The organism is Nitrosopumilus sp. (assembly GCF_025698945.1).
Taxonomy (GTDB): domain Archaea; phylum Thermoproteota; class Nitrososphaeria; order Nitrososphaerales; family Nitrosopumilaceae; genus Nitrosopumilus.
This window is the reverse complement of record NZ_JAILWM010000005.1, coordinates 82,825-103,170: the sequence shown is the minus strand read 5'-3', so window position 1 is coordinate 103,170 and position 20,346 is coordinate 82,825. Positions and strand designations below refer to the sequence as shown.

Below are 20,346 nucleotides of genomic sequence, written 5' to 3'. Positions count from 1 at the left end.
GGAAAAACCTACTAGAGTTCATTTTCTAATTTAATGAACAACACGTTATTTCCTCTAACAATAACTCTGCCATAATTTGCAATTGTTTTACCGTCATGAAGCTCTTCAGCATCAGTCATAATCAAATTCATGTAAGAATCAACATTATCCATCTTCCCTTTGTACTCTACCTCATTTTTTAGTCTCACGGTAACTTTCTTTTTGGTACTTTTTTGAAGAGTAGTTAAAGGTCTTTTTGCACTGTTTGATTGAGACACTAATTATTCACTTGAATTGCAACTTTGTTCTCTAGAATAAAAGCCTTACCTCTTTTGTAAAAATTGAAATTCCTTAAATTTTTTCTTCTTTTTCAATTAATTATACAAATGATCTCTACTGGTTTACAAAAAATAGATGAATTCTTGTCAGGTGGAATTCCAGAAGGTTTGATAGTAGATATTTTTGGAGGAAATGGAACAGGAAAAACTCAACTTCTACTTCAATTATCAATAAATTCAATCAAAAATGGTGGCCATGTTCTATATTTTGATACAACTGGTGGATTTAGGCCAGAGAGAATTTTAGAAATCCAAAAACAATCAATGAGTGAAATAAATTTTCTAGAAAAAATTACTGTTTCAAGAATAAGAAATTCTTCTGAACAAATAAAATCTATTAAAAATTTTGAAACTAATGATTATTCTCTAATAGTAATTGATAATATTACTGATTTATTTTCATATGAATACAAAACTGATGAATCCACATTTAAAAAAAATTCCCTCTTCATGAGATATATGCAAGAATTATCAAAATTTGCAATAAGTAAAAAACTTCCTATAGTAATATCAAATATGATTAGAAATATTGAAGGAAAAGAAGTAGAAAACATGAAAAGTGCAATAGATCCCTTTACTCATATCAAAATTCATTTATTCAAAACTTCATCCAAATATTCTGGGAATATTTACTGGGCACTTGACAATGAATCTTTTTCTTACCAAATTCATGCTTTAGGGTTATCTGAAATTGGTTAAGATTTTTAATGAGTCATTCCAAAGTTTATGAATGGCAGAAATTTTTGATTCAATTCCAGTAATTACTGTGTTTTTATTTGCACTTGGTTTAGTCGGTGTAATTGCTTATGAAAGATTACGAACAAATTCAACAGACAAACCCAATTCTTGAATCTCTATTTAAAAAATTTGGATTTACTAATTTAACAGAAATTCAGAAAAAAGCTTCACCAATTATACTACAAAAAAAAGATTGTCTTGTTATTGCTCCTACTGGTTCTGGAAAAACCGAATGTTCTGTAATCCCAATCTTTTCACTTTTAAAAAATTCAAAAATAAAAGGAAAAATAAAAGCTCTTTACATTACTCCATTACGCGCTTTAAATCGAGATGTTTTTAGAAGAATCACACAATATGCTCATGAAAATGAATTAACTCTTGAAATAAGACATGGTGATACTTCTCAAAAAGATAGAAAAAAAATCAATGAAAATCCACCAGATATTCTTATTACAACACCTGAAACTTTAGTGATTCTTTTGACACAATTAAAAATGCTAAATGCATTATCTGAGTTAGAATGGTTGATAATTGATGAAGTACACGAATTACTTGCAAGTGAAAGAGGCTCACAACTTTCTTTAAGTGTTGAAAGACTGGAATTAAATTCTAAATTTCCTCTTACAAGAATAGGATTATCAGCAACAATTGGAAATTTTGAGGAAGCAGGAAAATTTGTTGTAGGTACCAAAAGAAAATGTGAAATCATTCAAGATACATCAGTAAGAAAATATGACGTAGAAGTAAAGTATGTTGATGGTTCAATTTCAGATGTTGCTGAGAAAATTATTGAGTATGTTATAGATCTCGATTTGAATTCCCCTATTTTGTTATTTACTAACACAAGGGGTGAAGCCGAATTTCTTGCTTCGATCTTAAAAGAAAAGTCTTCTATCCATATTGAATTGCATCATGGTTCATTATCAAAAGAAGTAAGAGAAGAAACAGAGCAAACACTGCGTGATGGAAATAAAGGAATTGTTGTATGTACATCATCTCTTGAATTAGGATTAGATATAGGTTCAGTTGAATTGGTTATCCATTATGGTTCCCCTAGACAAGTATCAAAATTAGTTCAAAGAATAGGTAGAAGCAGACATAATCGTGAAGCTTCTGCTAAAGGACTAATCATTACAAATAATTCAGATGATGAATTTGAAGCTCGTGCAATTCTTGATCGTATTAAAGAAGGCTCAATTGAAGAACAAAATATTCATCTAGGTTCATTGGATGTTTTAGCACATCATTTAGTAGGATTAACTATGCAAATTGGTGAACTTTCGGTCGATCAAACTTTTGAATTAGTTACTAAGGCATTCCCATTTCGAAATTTGAAGATTGAAGAATTGATTGATGTTTTGGATCTATTGGATTCAAACTATTTGATATTTTTTGACAGAACAAAAATGACTTTTTGGAAGAAAGGACGATCATTCAAATATTATTTTGAGAATCTTTCAACAATTCCTGATATTCTTAAATTCAAAGTATTTGACAGTGTTGGAAAAAAAATCATTGGTTCATTAGATCAAAGATTTGTGGGAGATTATGGTGATTCAGGAAATATCTTTGTTTTAAAAGGATCTCAATGGAGAATACTAAATGTTGATGAAAAATCATTTACAGTAAATGTTGAGCCATTTAGAGGTAGGGGAATAACCGTCCCTTATTGGGAAGGTGAAAGTATTCCCATTGATTATAAAACTGCAAGAAAGGTAGGTTATTTTCGGAGTGAGGTTAGAAATGGTAAACTTGAATTAACCAATAAAATTATCGAGAATTTAAAATTTCAAGATATTCCTGATGATAACCATATAATAGTTGAATCAAATAAATCCCAAGGGTCAATTTGTATTCATTCATGTTTTGGAACAAAAATTAATTCCACATTATCTACACTATTATCCTCAATGCTTTCTTCTGTATTAGGATCAGTAGTTGATTCAAGATCCGATGGTTATAGAATAGTTTTATCATCAAGATCAAGAATTTCAGAAAAACTTTTCTTCGAAATTCTTAAAGATGATTATGATCTTAATTCGATTATTTCTGCATCCCTAACCGGAACTCATAATGTGAATTGGAGAACATGGTGTGTTGCAAAAAAATTTGGTATTGTAGGACGAGGTGCAATTTATGAACGAAAGTCTGCCCGATTTTTATATGAAAGATATTCAAAAACTGCACTTGTAAATGAGGCACTTCGTGAACTATTTCATGATAAATATGATTTGAAAAATTCTGATAAAATATTAAAAAAAATTCGAAATAATGATATCTATGTTAAATGGATGGAAGTTGATAATTTTTCAAAATTAGCCGAACCAATTTTAGATCATACATCAAAATATTATTCATCACCAGCAAATCTAGATAAAGGAATTATAGATCTTGTAAAAGCAAGGCTTGAAAAAACAAAACATAGATTGATTTGTGCTAGATGTGGAAAATGGGAAAAAGTAGTTGAGACATCAGAAGTAAAAAATATCTTAGTATGCCCATATTGTAAAGGTAGACAAATTACTACAACATACTATTCTGATTATGATCTTCCTAAAATTATTCGAAAAAAACATGAAGGAAAAAAACTATCTGCTGATGAAAAACATAAGTTTGTTCGTGCCTGGAAAGTTAGTTCACTGGTGGAGAATTTTGGCAAAATTGCTATCACTGTAATGTCTGGATATGGTGTTGGTGCAGATACTGCTGCAAGAATATTACGTAATATGGTTGATGAAGAACATTTGTTCAAACAAATCTATGAGGCAGAGAGACAATATGTTGTAACTAGGGGGTTTTGGGATTCTTAATTTTTCTTAGTAATTTTTGAAAAAGGTGTCAAAAAAAGTTCAATTCTTCCTTCAAGACCAGCTTTTGAATTTAATCCAGTAATTGAAACAATCTCTCCTAATTCACATTTATCAACTAGTCTTGCTTGATTTCTCCATCCTTTAACCCAAATTTGGCCTGTGTCATCTTCTACAAACATCTCTGAGAGTAATATTGATTCGCCAGACTTTGTTTGAACTTCTCGTCTTTCTGGAACTTTTAAGACAATGGCTTCTATACAATAATTTCCATCAACTTTAACATCATTGATTTTCGTTCTAATTTGAGAAATAGTTGGTATTGATTCATCATTATCTAGTTTTCTTACAAAAGAATTATTATCTAATGTTATTGAATTTCCATAAACTTTTGATGGCATGCATTCTATAACATCACCTTCAACACAAATACTTGTAGAGTTTGAAAAATCCGTGATGTTGTATAAGTTTCTATTATTATCAACTGCTAGAATTAAATTTCTTCCATTTTCGCTTGGTGATAATGAAAGCACTCTTGCTATTACTGGTTCAGCTTCTTTTCCACCTTCAATTTCTATAATAGTTGCATCATTTCCATGAATTTCCAATCCTTGATTTCCAGATTTTACTCTGACTCCAAGTAATCTTACTTTGGCTGATTGCGATATCATATTTGGAATTTCTGATTCGTCTTTACCCCATAAAACAACTCTCATGCCAATTCCTTCTTTTCCTTTGAGCCTCATTCTGAGTGCTTTTCCAGGCTGCCCTCTAGAATTTGTAAATTGCATTTCACTAATTATCCCATCAATCATTCCTGAAACAACAAGATCTCTTTGACCTTCCTTTAATTCACTTACATCCTTTGTAATAGTGTCAATTGTTGGAATTTCACTTTCTGTATCTGTAGTTTCAATATTGGAGCCTGAACCAATATTGATTGTTGGTGAACCATCAAGATCTGATTTTACATAAGCTTTGATGATTTTAATTAAATCACCCGGTTTTAGATTTTCAATACCTGGAAGATTGGCTTTTTCATCCCATAGTTTCACACTAGCGGTAGAATTTGTATCGTATACTGTCATTGTTCTAAGATAAAATGGCGAACCATCTTTTCTTGAAAATTGTTTTGCGGGAGAAAGATTCAAAACTCGTGTTTCTAAAGAGATCTCTTTGGCTCCTGCATAAAGATCTTTTAATGCCATTTCAGCTTTAAGGGGCTCTGATAACGTAACTCCATAATCTGAAGCAATTAGAAATAGTGCTCCTTGATCAGTCAGATAACCTGCACCAATTTTTTCTTTTTTTTGCTTTATTAGTTCATCAATAATCCCTTTTGTTAACTCTGGTTTTTGTTCGATCAATTTATTCATGAGATCTTCTAATTCAGACAATTCATTTTTTGTAAACTTGTTCTATTAATAAAAATTTCATATGCATGAATGTTTCTTTAATTCAAAAAATTGATCGCAAAATTACGTCATTTTAGGAATACTTCACATCTAAATCTGCTTTTTCCTTAATTCCTTATTTTCTATTAAAGTACAATTATGCTCTTTTGAAATCTTCCTAATATTATCTCATTAACTAAATTAAGAGGAAGATCGCAGTTTTATCATGTCTTGTATTAATGTAGAAAATTTAACAAAATCTTATGGTTCAGTAAAAGCTGTTAATGATTTACAATTATCAGTAAAATCAGGACAAGTTTTTGGATTTTTAGGTCCTAATGGGGCTGGGAAATCTACTATGATCAAACTTCTTACTACTTTGATTCCTCCTACTACTGGCTCTCTTTCTATATTAGGAATAGATGCTGTAGCAAATCCTCTTCAAATACGACACAAAATTGGAGTAGTGCTCCAACAACCAAGTTATGAGCCTACACTATCTGTAGAAAAATCTCTTGATAAATATGGAATGATGTGGAATGTACCAAAGCATGAACGTAAGCAAAGAATTGAACAACTTTTGATAGATTTTGATCTAGTTGAAATTCGAAAAAAAAGAAATGAGGATCTTTCCATTGGACAACGAAGAAGAGTTCAGGTAGCACGTGAATTTATGCATGATATGGAATTATTGTTTTTAGATGAACCTACTGTTGGTTTAGATCCTAGTGCAAGAAGAAATCTCTTAGATTATTTAAAAAATAAAGTAAAAACTGGCCTTACAATTTTTTATACAACACACATTCTATCCGAAGCAGAATATCTTTGTGATGAAATTGCAATTATTGACAAAGGTAAAATTCTAACAGTTGATTCACCTGATGCACTCAAGAATAGATTTGGTAAAGAAAAAACCATAAAAATCCACTTGTTGAAAAAACAAAATGAAATTATTTCTCTTTTATCAAAAATTTCTGATTGTAGAATTGATTTTGAGAATGGAACTAATATTATCATTCATTCTAAAAAATCTGAACTTGTATTGCTACAAGTCCTAAGAATACTTAATGAAAATAATATTGATATTGAAGACTTGTCAGCAGTTCCTACAAATCTTGAAGAAATATTTTTAAAAATGATGAGAGATAATGCATCCAATAATTAGACTCGTAAATAGAAATCTGACAATTTCTCTAAATCCTGGATTTTTAATTTGGCAAGTTATATTCCCATTAATCTATATTTTTGTAGCAGGGTTTGCTTATGCACCTTTAATTAATGATGTACCTTTTGGAGCAAAAGATCTTGATTATCCTGCATATCTTGCTTCAGGTATGATTGGATTCAATATAATGAATAGTACTCTTGTTTCTGGAATTATTATTTGGAATGATAGACGACATGGAATGTTTGAACAGATAATGTCAGGACCGTTTACCAGAAGTCATTACATTCTGAGCAATATCTGTACTATAGGAATTGTTGGATTAGTAAGTGCAACTTTGATAGCCTTAGTTGGATATCCTGTATTTTTTGAATCAGTTGAATTTTCATTAATTACAATACCGATAATTGTATTTGGTGCAATTACTGGTTCTGTATTATTTGGTTCATTGGCATCAATCATTTCTACCAGATTACGCTCAAGTGAAGGATTTAACGTAATTATTAATACTGTTTTTCTTTTTTTTGCATTTGTTAGTACTGCATTTTATCCTGCTGCAGGTGCTCCAGAACCATTAAGATCAGCGTTTTATCTAAATCCATTAACATATCTTGTAGATGTAATTAGAGCTGGAATTTTTGGAAATATTACTGACTTTGTAATTTTTGAAATGTTGGTACTTGTAGGAATTGCATCCACTTTATTTATTATTGCTTCAAAACTTCTCACGAAACTAGATTTTTAAAACATCATTCTTTTTTTGATTTTTCAAACGTTTCATTTATTTTTTTAATAATTTCCAAGTTGTCATATTCTATTAGACTTAAATTCGGAATGACACAGTGTCCTCCTATAATTCCAGGATACATTTTTGGTCTATTGCCCAAGTATTCATGAATTTCATCTGCAAATTTCCACATTTCATCAAAATCAACTCCTTCCTTTTCACATATCATTTTTGTAATTTGAGCATAATTTATTAGCCATCCATAATATGTTGTATCAACTAAAATTTTTGCTAACTCTGCTGTTTTTGTAGTTGACATCCAATTAATTTTATGAAATCTTTGTTCTAAACCCAATTTTATTTTTGAATCAAGCTGATTCATATCAGATGAAATAAATTTTGTATATTTTTTAATATCCTCTAAAAATCTTCTATGAACTCCTCTAACTGGAGAATACAAAATAGGAATTTCAGATTTTTCTTGAATTTTTTTTGTTGTTCCCGGTTTAACTGTTGAATGAATCAAAACAGCTTTTAAATCATTAATTTTGGTAATGAAATCTAGGACTGTCTTTTCAAATTCTTCTATTTCTCCTGGCAAGCATACATGTAGATATTCAGGATTAACAATCGTAGATATTTCAGAAAAATTTTTGCATTTTGAACTATCTATATCAATTCCTACACAATCAAAATTTCTCTCAACTAGTAACTCATAGATGGTTTCACCGACTTCTCCCATTCCTAAAATTATATCTGTCATTACGCCTATTTTTAGAAAAACTCACTATGTTATATTCGTGTTACAGTCTACTTTATTTTAAAAAAGTAGCCCGGCCCAGACTCGAACTGGGGTCAAAGGCTTCAAAGGCCTCTATGCTTGACCGCTACACTACCGGGCTGCTAAATCGAGCACACTCATTCCCTTAATGAACTTTTTATTCAATTTGTTACTAACTACTAAACTAAATCTATTCTTTGATAATCTCAATTAATTTTTGAATTGGATCTTCCATATTTTCTACAATTTTTTGTGCTCGTTTTTGACTAAAATTATTCTTTGATTCAAAACTTCTTTTTATAAAATTAGAAATTTTTTCAGGATTTGTTTCTCTTTTCACCAGTTTTTTTAATACCAAAAAATTCTCAATAATGTTTGGAACTGCATTATATGAAATTGTTGGAATTCCCATTAAAGCTGATTCAGCAGTCATAGTTCCACCCGATCCTATAAAAATATCTGTGTTATTTAACAAATGCTTTCCATCATATCTCATTTTAACAACTTTCACTTTTTTACCTAGAATTTTTTGAAGATTGCTAATTTGGTTAGTATATCTTCCTAAAATTACAATATTTTTATTATTGTGATCTTTTATAATTTTTTTAATAATTGGAATAATGTTACTTGATTTTGATGTGTATGCTGCTTCTTCTTCTTCAATTCTGATTAGAATATTCTTTTGTTTATTTTTATAAAATGGTAATCTTTCATTGTTATTAGTTCTCCTTTGTATTGTTACAAAAGCATCTATTGCTTTATATGAAATTATATTTTTTTGGTTAATTCCAAATTTACTAAATTCATTTTTTGGTATTGCATAAGGAATTAGTAGTTTTTGAATTAATGGTAGGGTTAATCTCATTACAGCATCTGCATGTGGAGAATCACAAAACGCTATATGCTTAATTCCCAAACCAAACGAAATTCTTGCTGCTTCAGGAGAACAAAAACTAATTACAATATCCGGCGAAAATGATATTATTTTTTTGGAGAGTTTTTCGATTCTGTTTATGCTGGCTTCAAGCTTGGATTTTTTATCTCCTCCACCATGTTTTCCTACAAAAATAAGGTCAAAATTACGTATTTTTGCCAATTTTGACACTTCTCCATAATCTCTAGAAGTGCACAAAAGTTGATGTTTTTTCCCTAATTTCTCAATTATTGGTTCTGAAAACAATAATTGTTTTGGAGTAAGAATATCTATCCATATTTTCAAGTAATTTTCATAATTCTAGATAGTTCAATAAGTTTTTCTTAGTCTATTACTTAGCTGTTAGTGTAATGGGGGGAGCAAAAGTTGTTGTTTATGGACTCAGTACAGAGGGATATGCTATTGCATCTCAAATGGCCATAAAGGGAGCAGATGTTTACATTATTGATGAATCAACTCCATCAGCAATTTCTCTAAAAGCTGAAATTGCTAAAACTTACCCAAATGTATCCTCTCTAAAAGAAGATGAACCTTTGTTAGCAATGGAACCAATAGATGTAGCAATCTCAAAAGCACAATACCTGTTCTTTACTCCCAGAATTAGAAAAACAGGACAAGATATCAAAACAGAAATTCATTCAAAATTTAAGGATGCAGTTACATCACTAAAAAAAAATAGTTCTGTTATTTTTACTCTACCAACAGGATTTGGGGGTAATAATGAAAATATTTCATTACTTGAACATGTAACAGGACTTGAAGTTGGAAAACAAATTTCTTATTTTTATTATCCTTTAGAAGATCTTAATCAACAACCAAAAACTATTGGATCTTTCAATGGAAAAGAAGACTCTTCATTATCTGATTTGCTTACAACAGGAAAAAAAGAGAAAAGGTTTGTTGCAATTTCATCATCTGAACATTTTCATGCGATTAACATACTATCCAGATTTTCCAGTTTGTGCAGTGTTTTAGAAGTCTGTAAATATGCTCAAGATGACATTACAAAAAATGATCTATCATCAGATGATTTTCAAGAAATATATCTTGATAATATGATAAGTGGGCTTTTTGATCTAAAATCTCTTGGTTCCTCATTTGAAGGAGCAAATTCTTTAATGTATTTAATTAATGGAAGTGTAAAAGGAATTGATGGCTACATTAAACGTCTAATTGATGAAATTCGTGCCACTTTAAAGAAAAATGATCTTAAAGCTAGTAGAACAAAAATTGCATTGTCATGGACTTTAGATCAACATGCAATGAGAGGCGATAAAATAGAAATGCTTCAAAATCTGACTTCACGATTACGCGATTACATTGGTGATGTTGAAGCTTATGAAGATCCAAATTTTGATTTATTTCATAGCGATAAGACCACAATAGTTGTAGCATGTTCAAAATCAGATTTTGATAATATTGAAAAATCAAAACAGAATTCTGATTTGATTGTAGTAAAGGCTAATCCTTTATGTGAAACAATCCAATAAGAGTATAAATTAGCTAATTTATTATTCTGTTTGAAATGTCTGATGAAAAAAATCCTGATGAAATACCTGTTAGTGTAGTAAAAGAAAATAAAACTGAAGATAATCAGCTTGATCAAGTATTAGAGGATTCAAAGAATAAAATTGAAGAACTAGAAAAATTATTGGACATTGAAAAGAAAAAATCAAATGAAACTGAAGAGAAATTAAAACATGTTTTAGCTGATTTTCAAAACCTAAATAAAAAAACACAATCCGATATTGAAAGGGGAGTTAATGCAAAAATTGATGAATTTGTTTTAGATTTTCTTAAAATATATGATGATTTTGTAAGAGCAAAAAATGTTTTTTCTGAAAGTAAAATTAACACTGAAGGTCTTGAATCAATTCTAAAAAATATGGATTCTTTATTGAGTAAATACAATGTAGTTCCTATTGATGCATTAGGTGAAATTTTTAATCCAAATTTGCATGAAGCTATTTCAATAATTTCTGATCCAGATTTAGATGATAATACAATTACAAAGGAGATCAGGAAAGGATATATTTCTCATGAGAGGGTTATAAGACCAACATTAGTAGAAATTTCAAAAAAGGATGATGATAAAAAATGACAAAAATAATTGGAATCGATTTAGGAACAAGTAACTCTGCTGCTGCAGTAGTTATGGGTGGAAAACCCACAATCATTCCTGCTGCTGAGGGTTCCACTGTAGGTGGTAAAGCATTTCCATCTGTAGTTGCGTTCACAAAAGACGGTGATCTATTAGTTGGAGAACCTGCAAGAAGACAGGCTGTAACTAATCCTGATAGTACAATTGTGGCAGCTAAAAGAAAGATGGGAACTGATTATACTTTTAAAATTAAAGATAAAGAATACAAACCACAACAAATCTCTGCTTTTATTCTCCAAAAGATTAAAGCTGATGCAGAATCTTTTGTTGGTGAAAAAGTTGAAAAAGCAGTAATTACTGTACCTGCATATTTTGATGATAATCAGAGACAGGCAACTAAGGATGCTGGAACAATTGCAGGTCTTGATGTTGTAAGAATAATCAATGAACCAACTGCAGCATCTTTGGCATATGGATTGGATAAAGCTAAAGATGATATGAAAATTTTGGTATTTGATTTTGGTGGTGGAACCTTAGATGTAACTATAATGGAAATGGGTGGTGGCGTATTTGAAGTAATGAGTACTTCTGGTGATACCCAATTAGGAGGAACTGATATGGATAAAGTTCTAATTGATTACATTGTAGATGAATTCAAGAAAAAGGAAGGAATTGATCTTTCAAATGATTCAACTGCAATGACAAGAATCAGAGAAGCATCTGAAAAAGCAAAAATTGAATTATCTACTGTGATGGAAACAGATGTTAATTTACCATTTATAGCACATGATCCATCAACTGGTGCAAAAAATCTTGAATTGAGAATTACAAGAGCAAAACTAGATGAATTAATTCGACCAATTGTTGAACGATGTAAGCCTTCAATTATTAAAGCATTAGAAGATGCAAAACTTTCAAATTCTGATATTAGTAAAATTGTAATGGTTGGAGGTCCAACTAGAATTCCACTAGTTAGAAAATTTGTTAGTGAGGTTGTAGGTCAAAGTGTTGAATCAGGAGTTGATCCAATGGAAGCAGTAGCTATGGGAGCAGCAATTCAGGCAGGTGTTATTGCAGGAGATGTTACCAGTGATATTGTTTTACTTGATGTAACTCCATTAACTTTAGGAATTGAAACTCTAGGTGGTGTTAGAGAGCCACTAATTGAAAGAAATACAACAATCCCAACCTCTAAAAGCAAAGTTTTCACAACTGCTGCAGATAATCAAACTGCTGTAACTATCCATATTGTTCAAGGTGAGCGCCCTATGGCAACTGATAATGTATCTTTAGGAAGTTTCAATCTAACTGATTTACCACCAGCTCCTAGAGGAATCCCACAAATTGAAGTGAAATTTGATATTGATGCTAATGGAATAATTAATGTAACTGCTAAAGATCTTGGAACCCAAAAAGAAGCAAAAATTACTATAGAATCCAGTTCAAAACTATCTAAAGAAGAAATTGAAAAACTAAAAGAAGATGCAGAAAAGTTTTCTGATGAAGATAAAAAGAAGAAAGAAAAAATTGATCTTAGGAATGAAGCTGAAAGCTACATCTATACTACAGAAAAATTAGTTAATCATGATCTTAAAGATAAAATCTCTCAAGAACAAGGAATTAAAATTACTGATGCTGTTAAAGAAGTAAAAGAAGTCCTTGATAAAGAACCCTCTGAGTTAAAACCTAAACTAGAAACATTACAAACCCTTGTTAACGAAGTAACTACTGAGCTTTACAAAAATGCAACCCCACCACCTGGTCCAGAAGGACAACAAGGATCTGCTGAAGGACAACCTAATGAATCATCTTCAACTGATGAAAATAAATCCAATTAGTTTTCTAAATTCAATCATTTATACGGCATTCACAATAAAGGAATGACTTATGAGTGCAAAACGTGATTACTATGAGGTTTTAGGAGTTTCAAAAACAACTTCGCCAGAAGAGATTAAAAAACAATATAGAAAATTAGCTTTAAAATTTCATCCAGATCGAAATAAATCTGATGAGGCTGCAGAACATTTTAAAGAAATTTCAGAAGCATATGCCGTTTTATCAGATCCTGAAAAAAAACAAATCTATGATCAACATGGTCATGCAGGTGTAGATGGACGATATAGTAGTGAAGATATTTTTCAAGGTGCACGTGGTGATTTCAGTGATATATTTGGTCGTGGTGGAGGCGGATTTGAATCCATTTTTGAATCAATATTTGGTCGTGGTGGAGGCGGAGGATTTGGATTTAATCAACAAAGAGGCTCTGATATTCTTTACCAAACTTCTGTGACATTGGAGGATGTTTTACATGGTAAAAAAATGGAAATTGAAATCAATAAACAAATCCAATGTAATACTTGCAATGGAACTGGTTGTAAACCCGGTACCAACAAGAAAACATGTTCTTCATGTAATGGTCAAGGACAAGTAAGACAGAGTAGAAATATGGGATTTGCTTCCTTTGTTACTGCTGTTCCATGTTCTTCATGTAGAGGCAATGGTACAATAATTGAAACTCCATGTGATGATTGTAAAGGAAGAGCCATTAAACAAGGTTCCAAAAAAGTAACTTTTGAAATTCCACCTGGGATAGATTCAGGTGATTACACTGTACAAAATGAAGGAAATGAGATCCCTAATGGTTCTAACGGTGATTTGATTATACGAGTTAGAGTTCAACCTCATTCAATATTTAAAAGAGATGGAAAAGATATTTTTTATGATCATAATGTTTCAATGGTTGACGCTGCTTTAGGCTGTGATATTATTGTTCCAACTCTTGAAGGTTCTGAAAAAATAAAAGTTGATTCTGGAAGTCAACCCAATACTATTGTAAAGCTTAAGGGAAAAGGAGTACCATACATAAATTCTAGAGGTAGAGGAGATCAATATGTTAGAATTGTGGTAAACATTCCTCAAAAACTCAATAAACAACAAAAAAAACTTCTAGATGAATTTAAAAAAATCAGTGAATAGATAACTTATGAAAGTAGCCTTAGATGTTGATGGAGTACTTGCAGATGTAATCAAATCTTGGTTAAATGTTAGTAATAAAAAAAGACCTAAAATAACTAAAGAACAAATTACTGATTGGAATTTTTGGAACAAATTTCAAATAAATCAATTTGATTTCTATGTTGAATTGAATTCATGCTGGAAAGACTGGATTTCTGTGCCACCAACTGAAAATAATTTATCTACTGTAACAAAAAATCTCTCAAATTTTGCTCAAGTAGATATTGTTACGGCAAGAGAACGTTCTACTGACTCTTTTGTAAAAAACTGGTTAAATCACCATAATATTACATATGATAACTATGTTTCAGTTATTGATGGTCCGATGAAGGCTGATCTAGATTATGATGTATTCATTGATGACTCTCCATTAAATGCCAAAAAATTTCTTGAACATAAAAAAAATGTAATTCTGTATTCACAACCTTGGAATTTACATATCAATGATAATAATATCACCCGAATTTCAAAACTTTCAGAAGCAATAGAACAAATATCAAAAAATTAATCTTTTACAAATTTTCTTATGTTTACTTGGTGTCCGTTTCTAATGTGATTTGAATGAGTTGTTTTAAGTAGTTCTCCAATTTTATCTTCATTGTAAAATTTAGTATTATAACGTCCAAGTACTTTTTTACAATTAATACAATAAACTTCTCTAAATTCCATTTTTACACTTGATTCACTTTTTGTAGTTCCCTATTGTATAATAAAGAAACTTATTCTAGATTTTAAAAATTTACGATGCGGGAGTCGCCCAGCCTGGTCAACGGCGTAAGGTTCAGATCCTTATCTTCTAGGAGTTCGTGGGTTCAAATCCCACTTCCCGCATTCTAGTCAAACACTTTGCAATTTTTTCTTAATATTTTTTAAAAGTAGATTGTTAATAATTTCTCCAGAGGCTTTTCCTCTTAATTCTTTCATGGCAATTCCCATTAATGGTCCAACTGCTCTTTCTTTTTGATTTTTAATTATTTCTTGATTTTTTTCTACTATATTTTCAATAAATTTCTCCAGATCAACTTCATTTACAGCCTCAATTGAAGTATTTTTCATTGCCTCTTCAATAGTCTTAGATTTTCCAGCCATTATATTTTCAAAAATTATCTCAATTGATTCTTTAGCAATTTTTCCATTTTCTAACAATTCAAATATTTTTACAACATCTTCATTTTGTAATAAATTAGAATTTAGACCGTTTCTCTCTAAATTAGTAATTGTAGAACATAAAATTGATGCAACAAATGTGGGATTGATGCTAATTTTATCAACAATTCTTTCAAACAATTCCAAATACCTTGAATCAAAAATTTGTTCTGCTAGTTGTGGATTAATTTTATATTTTATTTGCAATTCTTTGATAGATTCATCCCATGATTTTGGTAAATTGTTTCTTGTATCTTCTAATTCATTTTTTGAGATTAAGATGGGGGGAATATCTGTTTCTGGATACATTCTTGCAGCACCAGGTCTAGGTCTTAGAAATTTTGTCTCACCTGTTTGCGTAGCTAGTCGTGTATCTATTGGTATTCCTTCATTTTTGATATGTTTTATTCTTAAAATAATTTGATCAATAACTGTGTGCATCATTTCAAATGGAATAGCTAAAACTAAAAATGCATCATTCTCATTAATTTTTAAAAATTCTTTCAAATTTTCTATATCTTTTTCTTCTATTCCATAATTTGGTAGCTCATCGGAATGAAAAACTCCACCTAACCCAAAAAATCTTACTAATTCTGCAACTTCTTTCCCTAATCGAATTCCTTCATAAGGTGAATATCCAAAAATACCTTTCATGTTTTTAAATACTATTGAAACGATCTCCTGATTTTTCTTTATAGCATTTTGAATAATTTTTGATTTACATTTTTCAAATTGTTTTGTGACTATTTTTCGATCATCATCAACATTATGATTCCATTCTAATTCTTGTAGTTTATTTGAAATTTTTAATAAGCCATGTTGTCTTTTAGCCTCAAATTCTACTACTTTTTCTAATTGATCTAATTGTTGAACTCCTTTTACTTCAATTACAACTCCCCCATCTTTAATTGAAACATTAACATCTTGTCTAATTGAACCCAATCCTCTTTTTACTCTCTTGGTGCTTCTCAAAATTCTTCCTAATCCTAAAGCAATTTTTTTAATTTCTTTAGGATTTATTTCGAATGGCTCAGTTGCAATTTCCACTAAAGGTATACCAAGACGTTCTAAGCCAAATTTTCTTATAGATCCTTCATCACCTAAATTTTTTGCGGCATCTTCTTCAAGACATATAGATTGAATTCCAATACTTTTTCCTTCAACTTCAAAATTACCACCTTGGGAAATTAACATAGTTCGTTGGAATCCAGTTGTATTAGAACCATCAACAACTGTTTTTCTCATAGGGTAAATTTCACTAAAAACATTTGATTTTAATATTGAAGCAATAATTAATGCCGTTTTTCTTGCATCTTCATCTAGTTTATGTGGTGGTTCTTCGTCTTGCTCTACTAGACAACTACTTTCTGGATTAGCATAATACATTATTGTTTTTGACTTGGATTTTTCAAACAGTGCTGCAGGATCATATTCACCTAATTCACTTTTTGATGCTCGTAATTTTCTCTGAAATTTTATAAAATATTCATCTGATTCCAACTGTTTACAATTACAAAATAATTTTTTGTTAGTAGCTAGTTGTTGATGAATTTCTAGTCCTACTTTTACCCCCACATCATTTATGGAAAATTCTGACATTCTAACTCCCTCATTAGTATGATAATTCTGATGCTATATTTTCAAGCATGATTTTCTTTATTTCTTCAGCATCTTGAAAATTTCCCATTGCCCACATTGTTTTTACTAGAGCTACTTCTGGAATCATATTTTCTAATGGAATTATGCCTAGATCAAGTAAATCTCGTCCGCTTTCATATACTGTCATACTAATTCTACCATCAATACATTGAGAGGTCATACCTAAAAAAATCCCTTTATCTTTTGCTTTTTTTACACTCTCATACATTGAATTTCCAATGTGACCTAATCCAGTTCCTTCAAAAATTATCCCTCTATACCCCATCTCAATAATATGATCTAATAATTTGGGATTATATCCAGGATAATATTTTACTAATGCAACGCGTGTATCGATTTTAATTTTAGATTGAAATTCATTTATCTTAAAAACATCTTCAGAAATATTTTTTTGAATTTGATTTTCTGTAATTATAAATGCTGGATTATCTCCAATTGTTTGAAATGCTCCTCTCTTACTAGTGTGATTCTTCCTGACTCTCGTTCCAATATGACATGCTAGTGTATCATCATTTTCATCTTGATGCATTACAACGAAAACACCTTTGGTGTTACTTTCTATGATAAATTTTGTTGCTCCGATCAAATTTAATGCTGCATCTGATGAAGCGCGATCTGATGATCTTTGAGATCCGACTAATACAATTGGTATAGGAAAACCTGCAAGGGCAAATGACAAAAAAGATGATGTATAATGCATTGTATCTGTACCGTGTGCAATAATAATTCCTGAATAATCTGATTTTGAATAATCATTAATTTTTTCAGCAATTTGTAACCAATGCTCTGGTGTGATATTTTCAGAATATTCTGATAATAGAACCTCTGCATCTATACTTGCCATTTTAGCAAGTTCTGGAACAGACGAATTCAATTCTTCAGCTGTTAATACTGGTGTAACAGCTCCTGTTCTGTAGTCAATCTTGCTTGCAATTGTCCCTCCAGTTGATAATAATAGAATTTTTGGTAATCCTGAAACTTTTTCTACTTTTTCATGTTGCTGATTATCTTTTTCAGTAGATTTGATTTTTTCAATTCCTTTGATCTTTTCAATTTCTAAACCAATATTGTATCCACTCTTTAATTTCAAAACTATGTGTTTATCATCACTATGCTCATATCTTGGCATAATTATGCCTGAATAAGTAATATCGGCTAAAATTTTTACAGAATCACTAACAGATATGTTATTTGATTTAAGAAATTGTAAAGAATCTCCCTCATATCCTCTATAATCTGACATTTATGAGAATTAGATTGGTTATTTTATTAAAACTACCTGTAATAGGAAGCTACTAATTTTTCGCCCATCTTGAGGTCTTTTTGCTCTCTTACTTTCTTTACAGCCTCTTCAAAATGTTTCATAGTAACCTTCGCATCAATAGTGGTTTTCTCAATATCTTTCTCATCTGGATGTGAATCCAAGAATTCGTGAATAACTAAGGAAACTGCAGTATTTGCAATTGATGCAGTATCAGCACCACTCAAACCATCAGTTAATTCTGCAATTTTTTCTATATTGACACATTGAGGATCACTTTCGTCAGTAACTGTTGGTATTTTTGCAGCATTGATTTTTAAGATACTCTTTCTACTTTCTTTGTCTGGAAGTGGGATTTGAATAATTTTATCAAATCTACCTGGTCTTAATAATGCTGGATCTATCATATCAGCTCTATTTGTTGCAGCTAAAACTATTACACCATGCATATTCTCCATTCCGTCTAATTCAGTAAGTAATTGACTCACAACTCTTTCAGTAACTGCCGTTTCTCCACCAGCTCCTCTAATTGGTGCAATTGAATCTATTTCGTCAAAGAAAATCACACATGGTGCTGATTGGCGTGCTCTTTTGAAAATTTCTCTTATTCCTCTTTCTGATTCTCCAACCCACTTTGAAAGGAGCTCGGGTCCTCTTACTGAGACAAAATTAGCTTCACTTTGTGTTGCAACTGCTTTTGCAAGCAATGTTTTTCCAGTACCACTTGGACCATGTAATAAGATACCTCTTGGCATACTATGTCCTAGTTTGTCATAAAGTCCAGGATATTTCATTGGCCACTCTACGGCCTCTTGCAACTCTCGTTTTACATCTTCTAAACCACCAACATCATCCCATTTTACATCAGGATTTTCAATGAAGACTTCGCGCATTCCTGAAGGAGTTACTTCAATCAATGCCTTAAGAAAATCATCATTGTTTACAATTAATTTGTCTAATGTCTCAGGAGGAATTTTCTCTTCTTCTAAGTTAAGCACAGGAAGTAATCTTCTCAAGCATTTCATTGCTGCTTCTTTACAAAGATATTCTAGATCTGCTCCTACATACCCATGACTAACTGATGAAATTTTATCAATATTGACATCATCAGATAACGGCATGTTTCTACTGTGAATTGCAAGAATGTCTTTTCTTCCTTTTTTATCCGGAACTTTAATCTCAATTTCTCTATCAAATCTTCCTGGCCTTCTAAGTGCAGGATCAATTGCATTTGGTCTATTGGTTGCAGAAATTACAATTACTTTTCCTCTTGCTTCAAGTCCGTCCATTAATGATAACATTTGAGACACAACTCTTCTCTCAACCTCACCGGTGACTTCTTCTCTCTTTGGTGCAATAGAATCGATTTCGTCAACAAAGATAATTGAAGGTGCTTTTTCTCTGGCCTCTTTGAAAATTTCTCTTAATCTAGCTTCACTTTCTCCATAAAATTTACTCATAATTTCTGGACCTGAAATACTGATAAAGTGTGCATTACTTTCATTTGCAACTGCTTTTGCAAGCAATGTCTTTCCTGTTCCAGGAGGTCCGTACAATAAGACTCCTTTTGGTGCTTCAATTCCTAGTTTCTCAAAAATTTCTGGATGTCTTAATGGAAGCTCTATCATTTCTCTTACTTTTTTAATTTCATCTGTTAAACCACCAATATCTTCATAGGTCACCTGTGGAACACCACGTAATGTTTCACCTTTTTCAGCAATATGGAAAACAGTTTTTTGAGTAACTAAAACAGCATCAGCTGCTGGAGTTACTCCGATTACTTGAAAAGTTAAACGCCCACCAAAGTATGGAACCATTACATTATCTCCTTTAATCAAAGGAACACTTTCTAAAGCATCAGCTAAATATCTCTCATCAATTGGAGGAATAGCCTCTAGTGGTGCAACTACTACTTTTTCTGCTGCAACTGCTTTAATTTTTCTAACTGAAATGGTGTCTCCAATTGCAATTCCTGAATTATTTCGTCCAAGACCGTCAATTCTGATTATTCCTTTTCCTTCATCTGATGGATAAAGTGGGAGACATTTTGCAACTGTCCTTCTCTTTCCTTTGATCTCTATTACATCTCCAGTTGAAGCATTTAGAGTATCCATAGAATCATAATCTATTCTTGCTACTCCTCTACCTACATCTCTAGTATATGCCTCGAGAACTTTAAGAGAAAGAGCATTTTGACTCATACTCAAATGCCCCCTGTCTAATTTTTATACCTTTGTGGTAATTTTATCAACTAACAAGTATCACCACAAGCTTAAAATCATCTTTCTGAGGGAAACGATC

At 31.2% G+C, this 20,346-nt stretch carries 17 protein-coding genes and 2 tRNA genes; 10 read left to right on the top strand and 9 right to left on the bottom strand.

Annotated elements, in window-relative coordinates; all coding sequences use genetic code 11:
- Positions 1-11: 11 nt before the first annotated feature.
- A complete protein-coding gene (locus K5790_RS10085) occupies positions 12-257 on the bottom strand; it encodes a U6 snRNA-associated Sm-like protein LSm6 (protein WP_014964213.1) in 246 nt (81 codons plus the stop codon).
- Between the two features lie 108 nt (positions 258-365).
- On the opposite strand from K5790_RS10085, the gene K5790_RS10080 reads away from it, so the two are divergent.
- Both K5790_RS10080 and K5790_RS10075 read left to right on the top strand, forming a co-directional pair.
- On the top strand, positions 366-1,016 hold the full coding sequence (locus K5790_RS10080; protein WP_297594714.1) for an ATPase domain-containing protein: 651 nt from the start codon (positions 366-368) through the stop codon (positions 1,014-1,016).
- Positions 1,017-1,123: 107 nt separating this feature from the next.
- Positions 1,124-3,865, top strand: coding sequence for a DEAD/DEAH box helicase (locus K5790_RS10075; protein WP_297594711.1), 2,742 nt, complete (start codon positions 1,124-1,126; stop codon positions 3,863-3,865).
- Here the strand turns inward: K5790_RS10075 and K5790_RS10070 are convergent.
- Positions 3,862-5,238 (bottom strand): single-stranded DNA-binding protein, encoded by a 1,377-nt coding sequence (locus K5790_RS10070; protein WP_297594708.1) that lies wholly within the window; start codon positions 5,236-5,238, stop codon positions 3,862-3,864. The two genes, K5790_RS10075 and K5790_RS10070, sit on opposite strands and share 4 nt — an antisense overlap.
- A 244-nt stretch (positions 5,239-5,482) precedes the next feature.
- On the opposite strand from K5790_RS10070, the gene K5790_RS10065 reads away from it, so the two are divergent.
- Positions 5,483-6,421: an ABC transporter ATP-binding protein gene (locus K5790_RS10065; protein WP_297594707.1), complete on the top strand. Its 939-nt coding sequence runs from the start codon at positions 5,483-5,485 to the stop codon at positions 6,419-6,421.
- On the top strand, positions 6,405-7,166 hold the full coding sequence (locus K5790_RS10060; RefSeq protein ID WP_297594705.1) for an ABC transporter permease: 762 nt from the start codon (positions 6,405-6,407) through the stop codon (positions 7,164-7,166). Before K5790_RS10065 ends, K5790_RS10060 begins: the two co-directional genes overlap by 17 nt.
- Before the next feature lie 4 nt (positions 7,167-7,170).
- On the opposite strand, the gene K5790_RS10055 is transcribed toward K5790_RS10060, so the two are convergent.
- The 3 genes from K5790_RS10055 to K5790_RS10045 all read right to left on the bottom strand — a co-directional run bounded on the left by K5790_RS10055 (position 7,171) and on the right by K5790_RS10045 (position 9,148).
- Positions 7,171-7,911: an NAD-binding protein gene (locus K5790_RS10055; protein ID WP_297594703.1), complete on the bottom strand. Its 741-nt coding sequence runs from the start codon at positions 7,909-7,911 to the stop codon at positions 7,171-7,173.
- 66 nt (positions 7,912-7,977) lie between these two features.
- Positions 7,978-8,050: transfer RNA gene (locus tag K5790_RS10050), tRNA-Gln, on the bottom strand.
- Positions 8,051-8,119: 69 nt separating this feature from the next.
- A complete protein-coding gene (locus K5790_RS10045) occupies positions 8,120-9,148 on the bottom strand; it encodes a DUF354 domain-containing protein (RefSeq protein WP_297594701.1) in 1,029 nt (342 codons plus the stop codon).
- 65 nt (positions 9,149-9,213) lie between these two features.
- On the opposite strand from K5790_RS10045, the gene K5790_RS10040 reads away from it, so the two are divergent.
- Genes K5790_RS10040 through K5790_RS10020 form a run of 5 tightly spaced genes read left to right on the top strand, consistent with a single transcriptional unit; the run spans position 9,214 to position 14,487 of the window.
- On the top strand, positions 9,214-10,353 hold the full coding sequence (locus tag K5790_RS10040; RefSeq protein ID WP_297594699.1) for a hypothetical protein: 1,140 nt from the start codon (positions 9,214-9,216) through the stop codon (positions 10,351-10,353).
- A 35-nt stretch (positions 10,354-10,388) separates the two neighbouring features.
- Positions 10,389-10,964, top strand: a complete 576-nt coding sequence (locus tag K5790_RS10035) for a nucleotide exchange factor GrpE (RefSeq protein WP_297594697.1) — start codon at positions 10,389-10,391, stop codon at positions 10,962-10,964.
- Positions 10,961-12,802, top strand: a complete 1,842-nt coding sequence (dnaK, locus tag K5790_RS10030; RefSeq protein WP_297594695.1) for a molecular chaperone DnaK — start codon at positions 10,961-10,963, stop codon at positions 12,800-12,802. Before K5790_RS10035 ends, dnaK begins: the two co-directional genes overlap by 4 nt.
- Before the next feature lie 49 nt (positions 12,803-12,851).
- Entirely contained in the window at positions 12,852-13,940 is a 1,089-nt protein-coding gene (gene dnaJ / locus K5790_RS10025) for a molecular chaperone DnaJ (protein WP_297594693.1), read from the top strand.
- Between the two features lie 7 nt (positions 13,941-13,947).
- Positions 13,948-14,487: a hypothetical protein gene (locus K5790_RS10020; protein ID WP_297594691.1), complete on the top strand. Its 540-nt coding sequence runs from the start codon at positions 13,948-13,950 to the stop codon at positions 14,485-14,487.
- Here K5790_RS10020 and K5790_RS10015 read toward each other — a convergent pair.
- Positions 14,484-14,648, bottom strand: a complete 165-nt coding sequence (locus K5790_RS10015) for a hypothetical protein (RefSeq protein WP_297594689.1) — start codon at positions 14,646-14,648, stop codon at positions 14,484-14,486. The genes K5790_RS10020 and K5790_RS10015 overlap by 4 nt on opposite strands.
- Positions 14,649-14,725: 77 nt before the next feature.
- Here K5790_RS10015 and K5790_RS10010 point away from each other — a divergent pair.
- Positions 14,726-14,810 (top strand) — tRNA-Leu (locus K5790_RS10010).
- A gap of 6 nt (positions 14,811-14,816) precedes the next feature.
- On the opposite strand, the gene gatE is transcribed toward K5790_RS10010, so the two are convergent.
- Genes gatE through K5790_RS09995 form a run of 3 tightly spaced genes read right to left on the bottom strand, consistent with a single transcriptional unit; the run spans position 14,817 to position 20,246 of the window.
- Entirely contained in the window at positions 14,817-16,724 is a 1,908-nt protein-coding gene (gene gatE, locus K5790_RS10005) for a Glu-tRNA(Gln) amidotransferase subunit GatE (protein WP_297594687.1), read from the bottom strand.
- Positions 16,725-16,737: 13 nt separating this feature from the next.
- Positions 16,738-18,027: a Glu-tRNA(Gln) amidotransferase subunit GatD gene (gene gatD / locus K5790_RS10000; protein ID WP_297594685.1), complete on the bottom strand. Its 1,290-nt coding sequence runs from the start codon at positions 18,025-18,027 to the stop codon at positions 16,738-16,740.
- A 32-nt stretch (positions 18,028-18,059) separates the two neighbouring features.
- The gene (locus K5790_RS09995; protein WP_297594684.1) at positions 18,060-20,246 is read right to left on the bottom strand and encodes a CDC48 family AAA ATPase; all 2,187 of its coding nucleotides are present in this window, start codon (positions 20,244-20,246) and stop codon (positions 18,060-18,062) included.
- Between the last annotated feature and the right edge of the window lie 100 nt (positions 20,247-20,346).

Bases quoted from the DNA above. Each gene is read 5' to 3' on its own strand.
- K5790_RS10080 (WP_297594714.1), top strand. From the start codon at position 366: ATGATCTCTACTGGTTTACAAAAAATAGATGAATTCTTGTCAGGTGGA.
- K5790_RS10075 (WP_297594711.1), top strand. From the start codon at position 1,124: ATGAAAGATTACGAACAAATTCAACAGACAAACCCAATTCTTGAATCT.
- K5790_RS10070 (WP_297594708.1), bottom strand. From the start codon at position 5,238: ATGAATAAATTGATCGAACAAAAACCAGAGTTAACAAAAGGGATTATT.
- K5790_RS10065 (WP_297594707.1), top strand. From the start codon at position 5,483: ATGTCTTGTATTAATGTAGAAAATTTAACAAAATCTTATGGTTCAGTA.
- K5790_RS10060 (WP_297594705.1), top strand. From the start codon at position 6,405: ATGCATCCAATAATTAGACTCGTAAATAGAAATCTGACAATTTCTCTA.
- K5790_RS10055 (WP_297594703.1), bottom strand. From the start codon at position 7,911: ATGACAGATATAATTTTAGGAATGGGAGAAGTCGGTGAAACCATCTAT.
- K5790_RS10040 (WP_297594699.1), top strand. From the start codon at position 9,214: ATGGGGGGAGCAAAAGTTGTTGTTTATGGACTCAGTACAGAGGGATAT.
- K5790_RS10035 (WP_297594697.1), top strand. From the start codon at position 10,389: ATGTCTGATGAAAAAAATCCTGATGAAATACCTGTTAGTGTAGTAAAA.
- dnaK (WP_297594695.1), top strand. From the start codon at position 10,961: ATGACAAAAATAATTGGAATCGATTTAGGAACAAGTAACTCTGCTGCT.
- dnaJ (WP_297594693.1), top strand. From the start codon at position 12,852: ATGAGTGCAAAACGTGATTACTATGAGGTTTTAGGAGTTTCAAAAACA.
- K5790_RS10020 (WP_297594691.1), top strand. From the start codon at position 13,948: ATGAAAGTAGCCTTAGATGTTGATGGAGTACTTGCAGATGTAATCAAA.
- K5790_RS10015 (WP_297594689.1), bottom strand. From the start codon at position 14,648: ATGGAATTTAGAGAAGTTTATTGTATTAATTGTAAAAAAGTACTTGGA.
- gatE (WP_297594687.1), bottom strand. From the start codon at position 16,724: ATGTCAGAATTTTCCATAAATGATGTGGGGGTAAAAGTAGGACTAGAA.
- gatD (WP_297594685.1), bottom strand. From the start codon at position 18,027: ATGTCAGATTATAGAGGATATGAGGGAGATTCTTTACAATTTCTTAAA.
- K5790_RS09995 (WP_297594684.1), bottom strand. From the start codon at position 20,246: ATGAGTCAAAATGCTCTTTCTCTTAAAGTTCTCGAGGCATATACTAGA.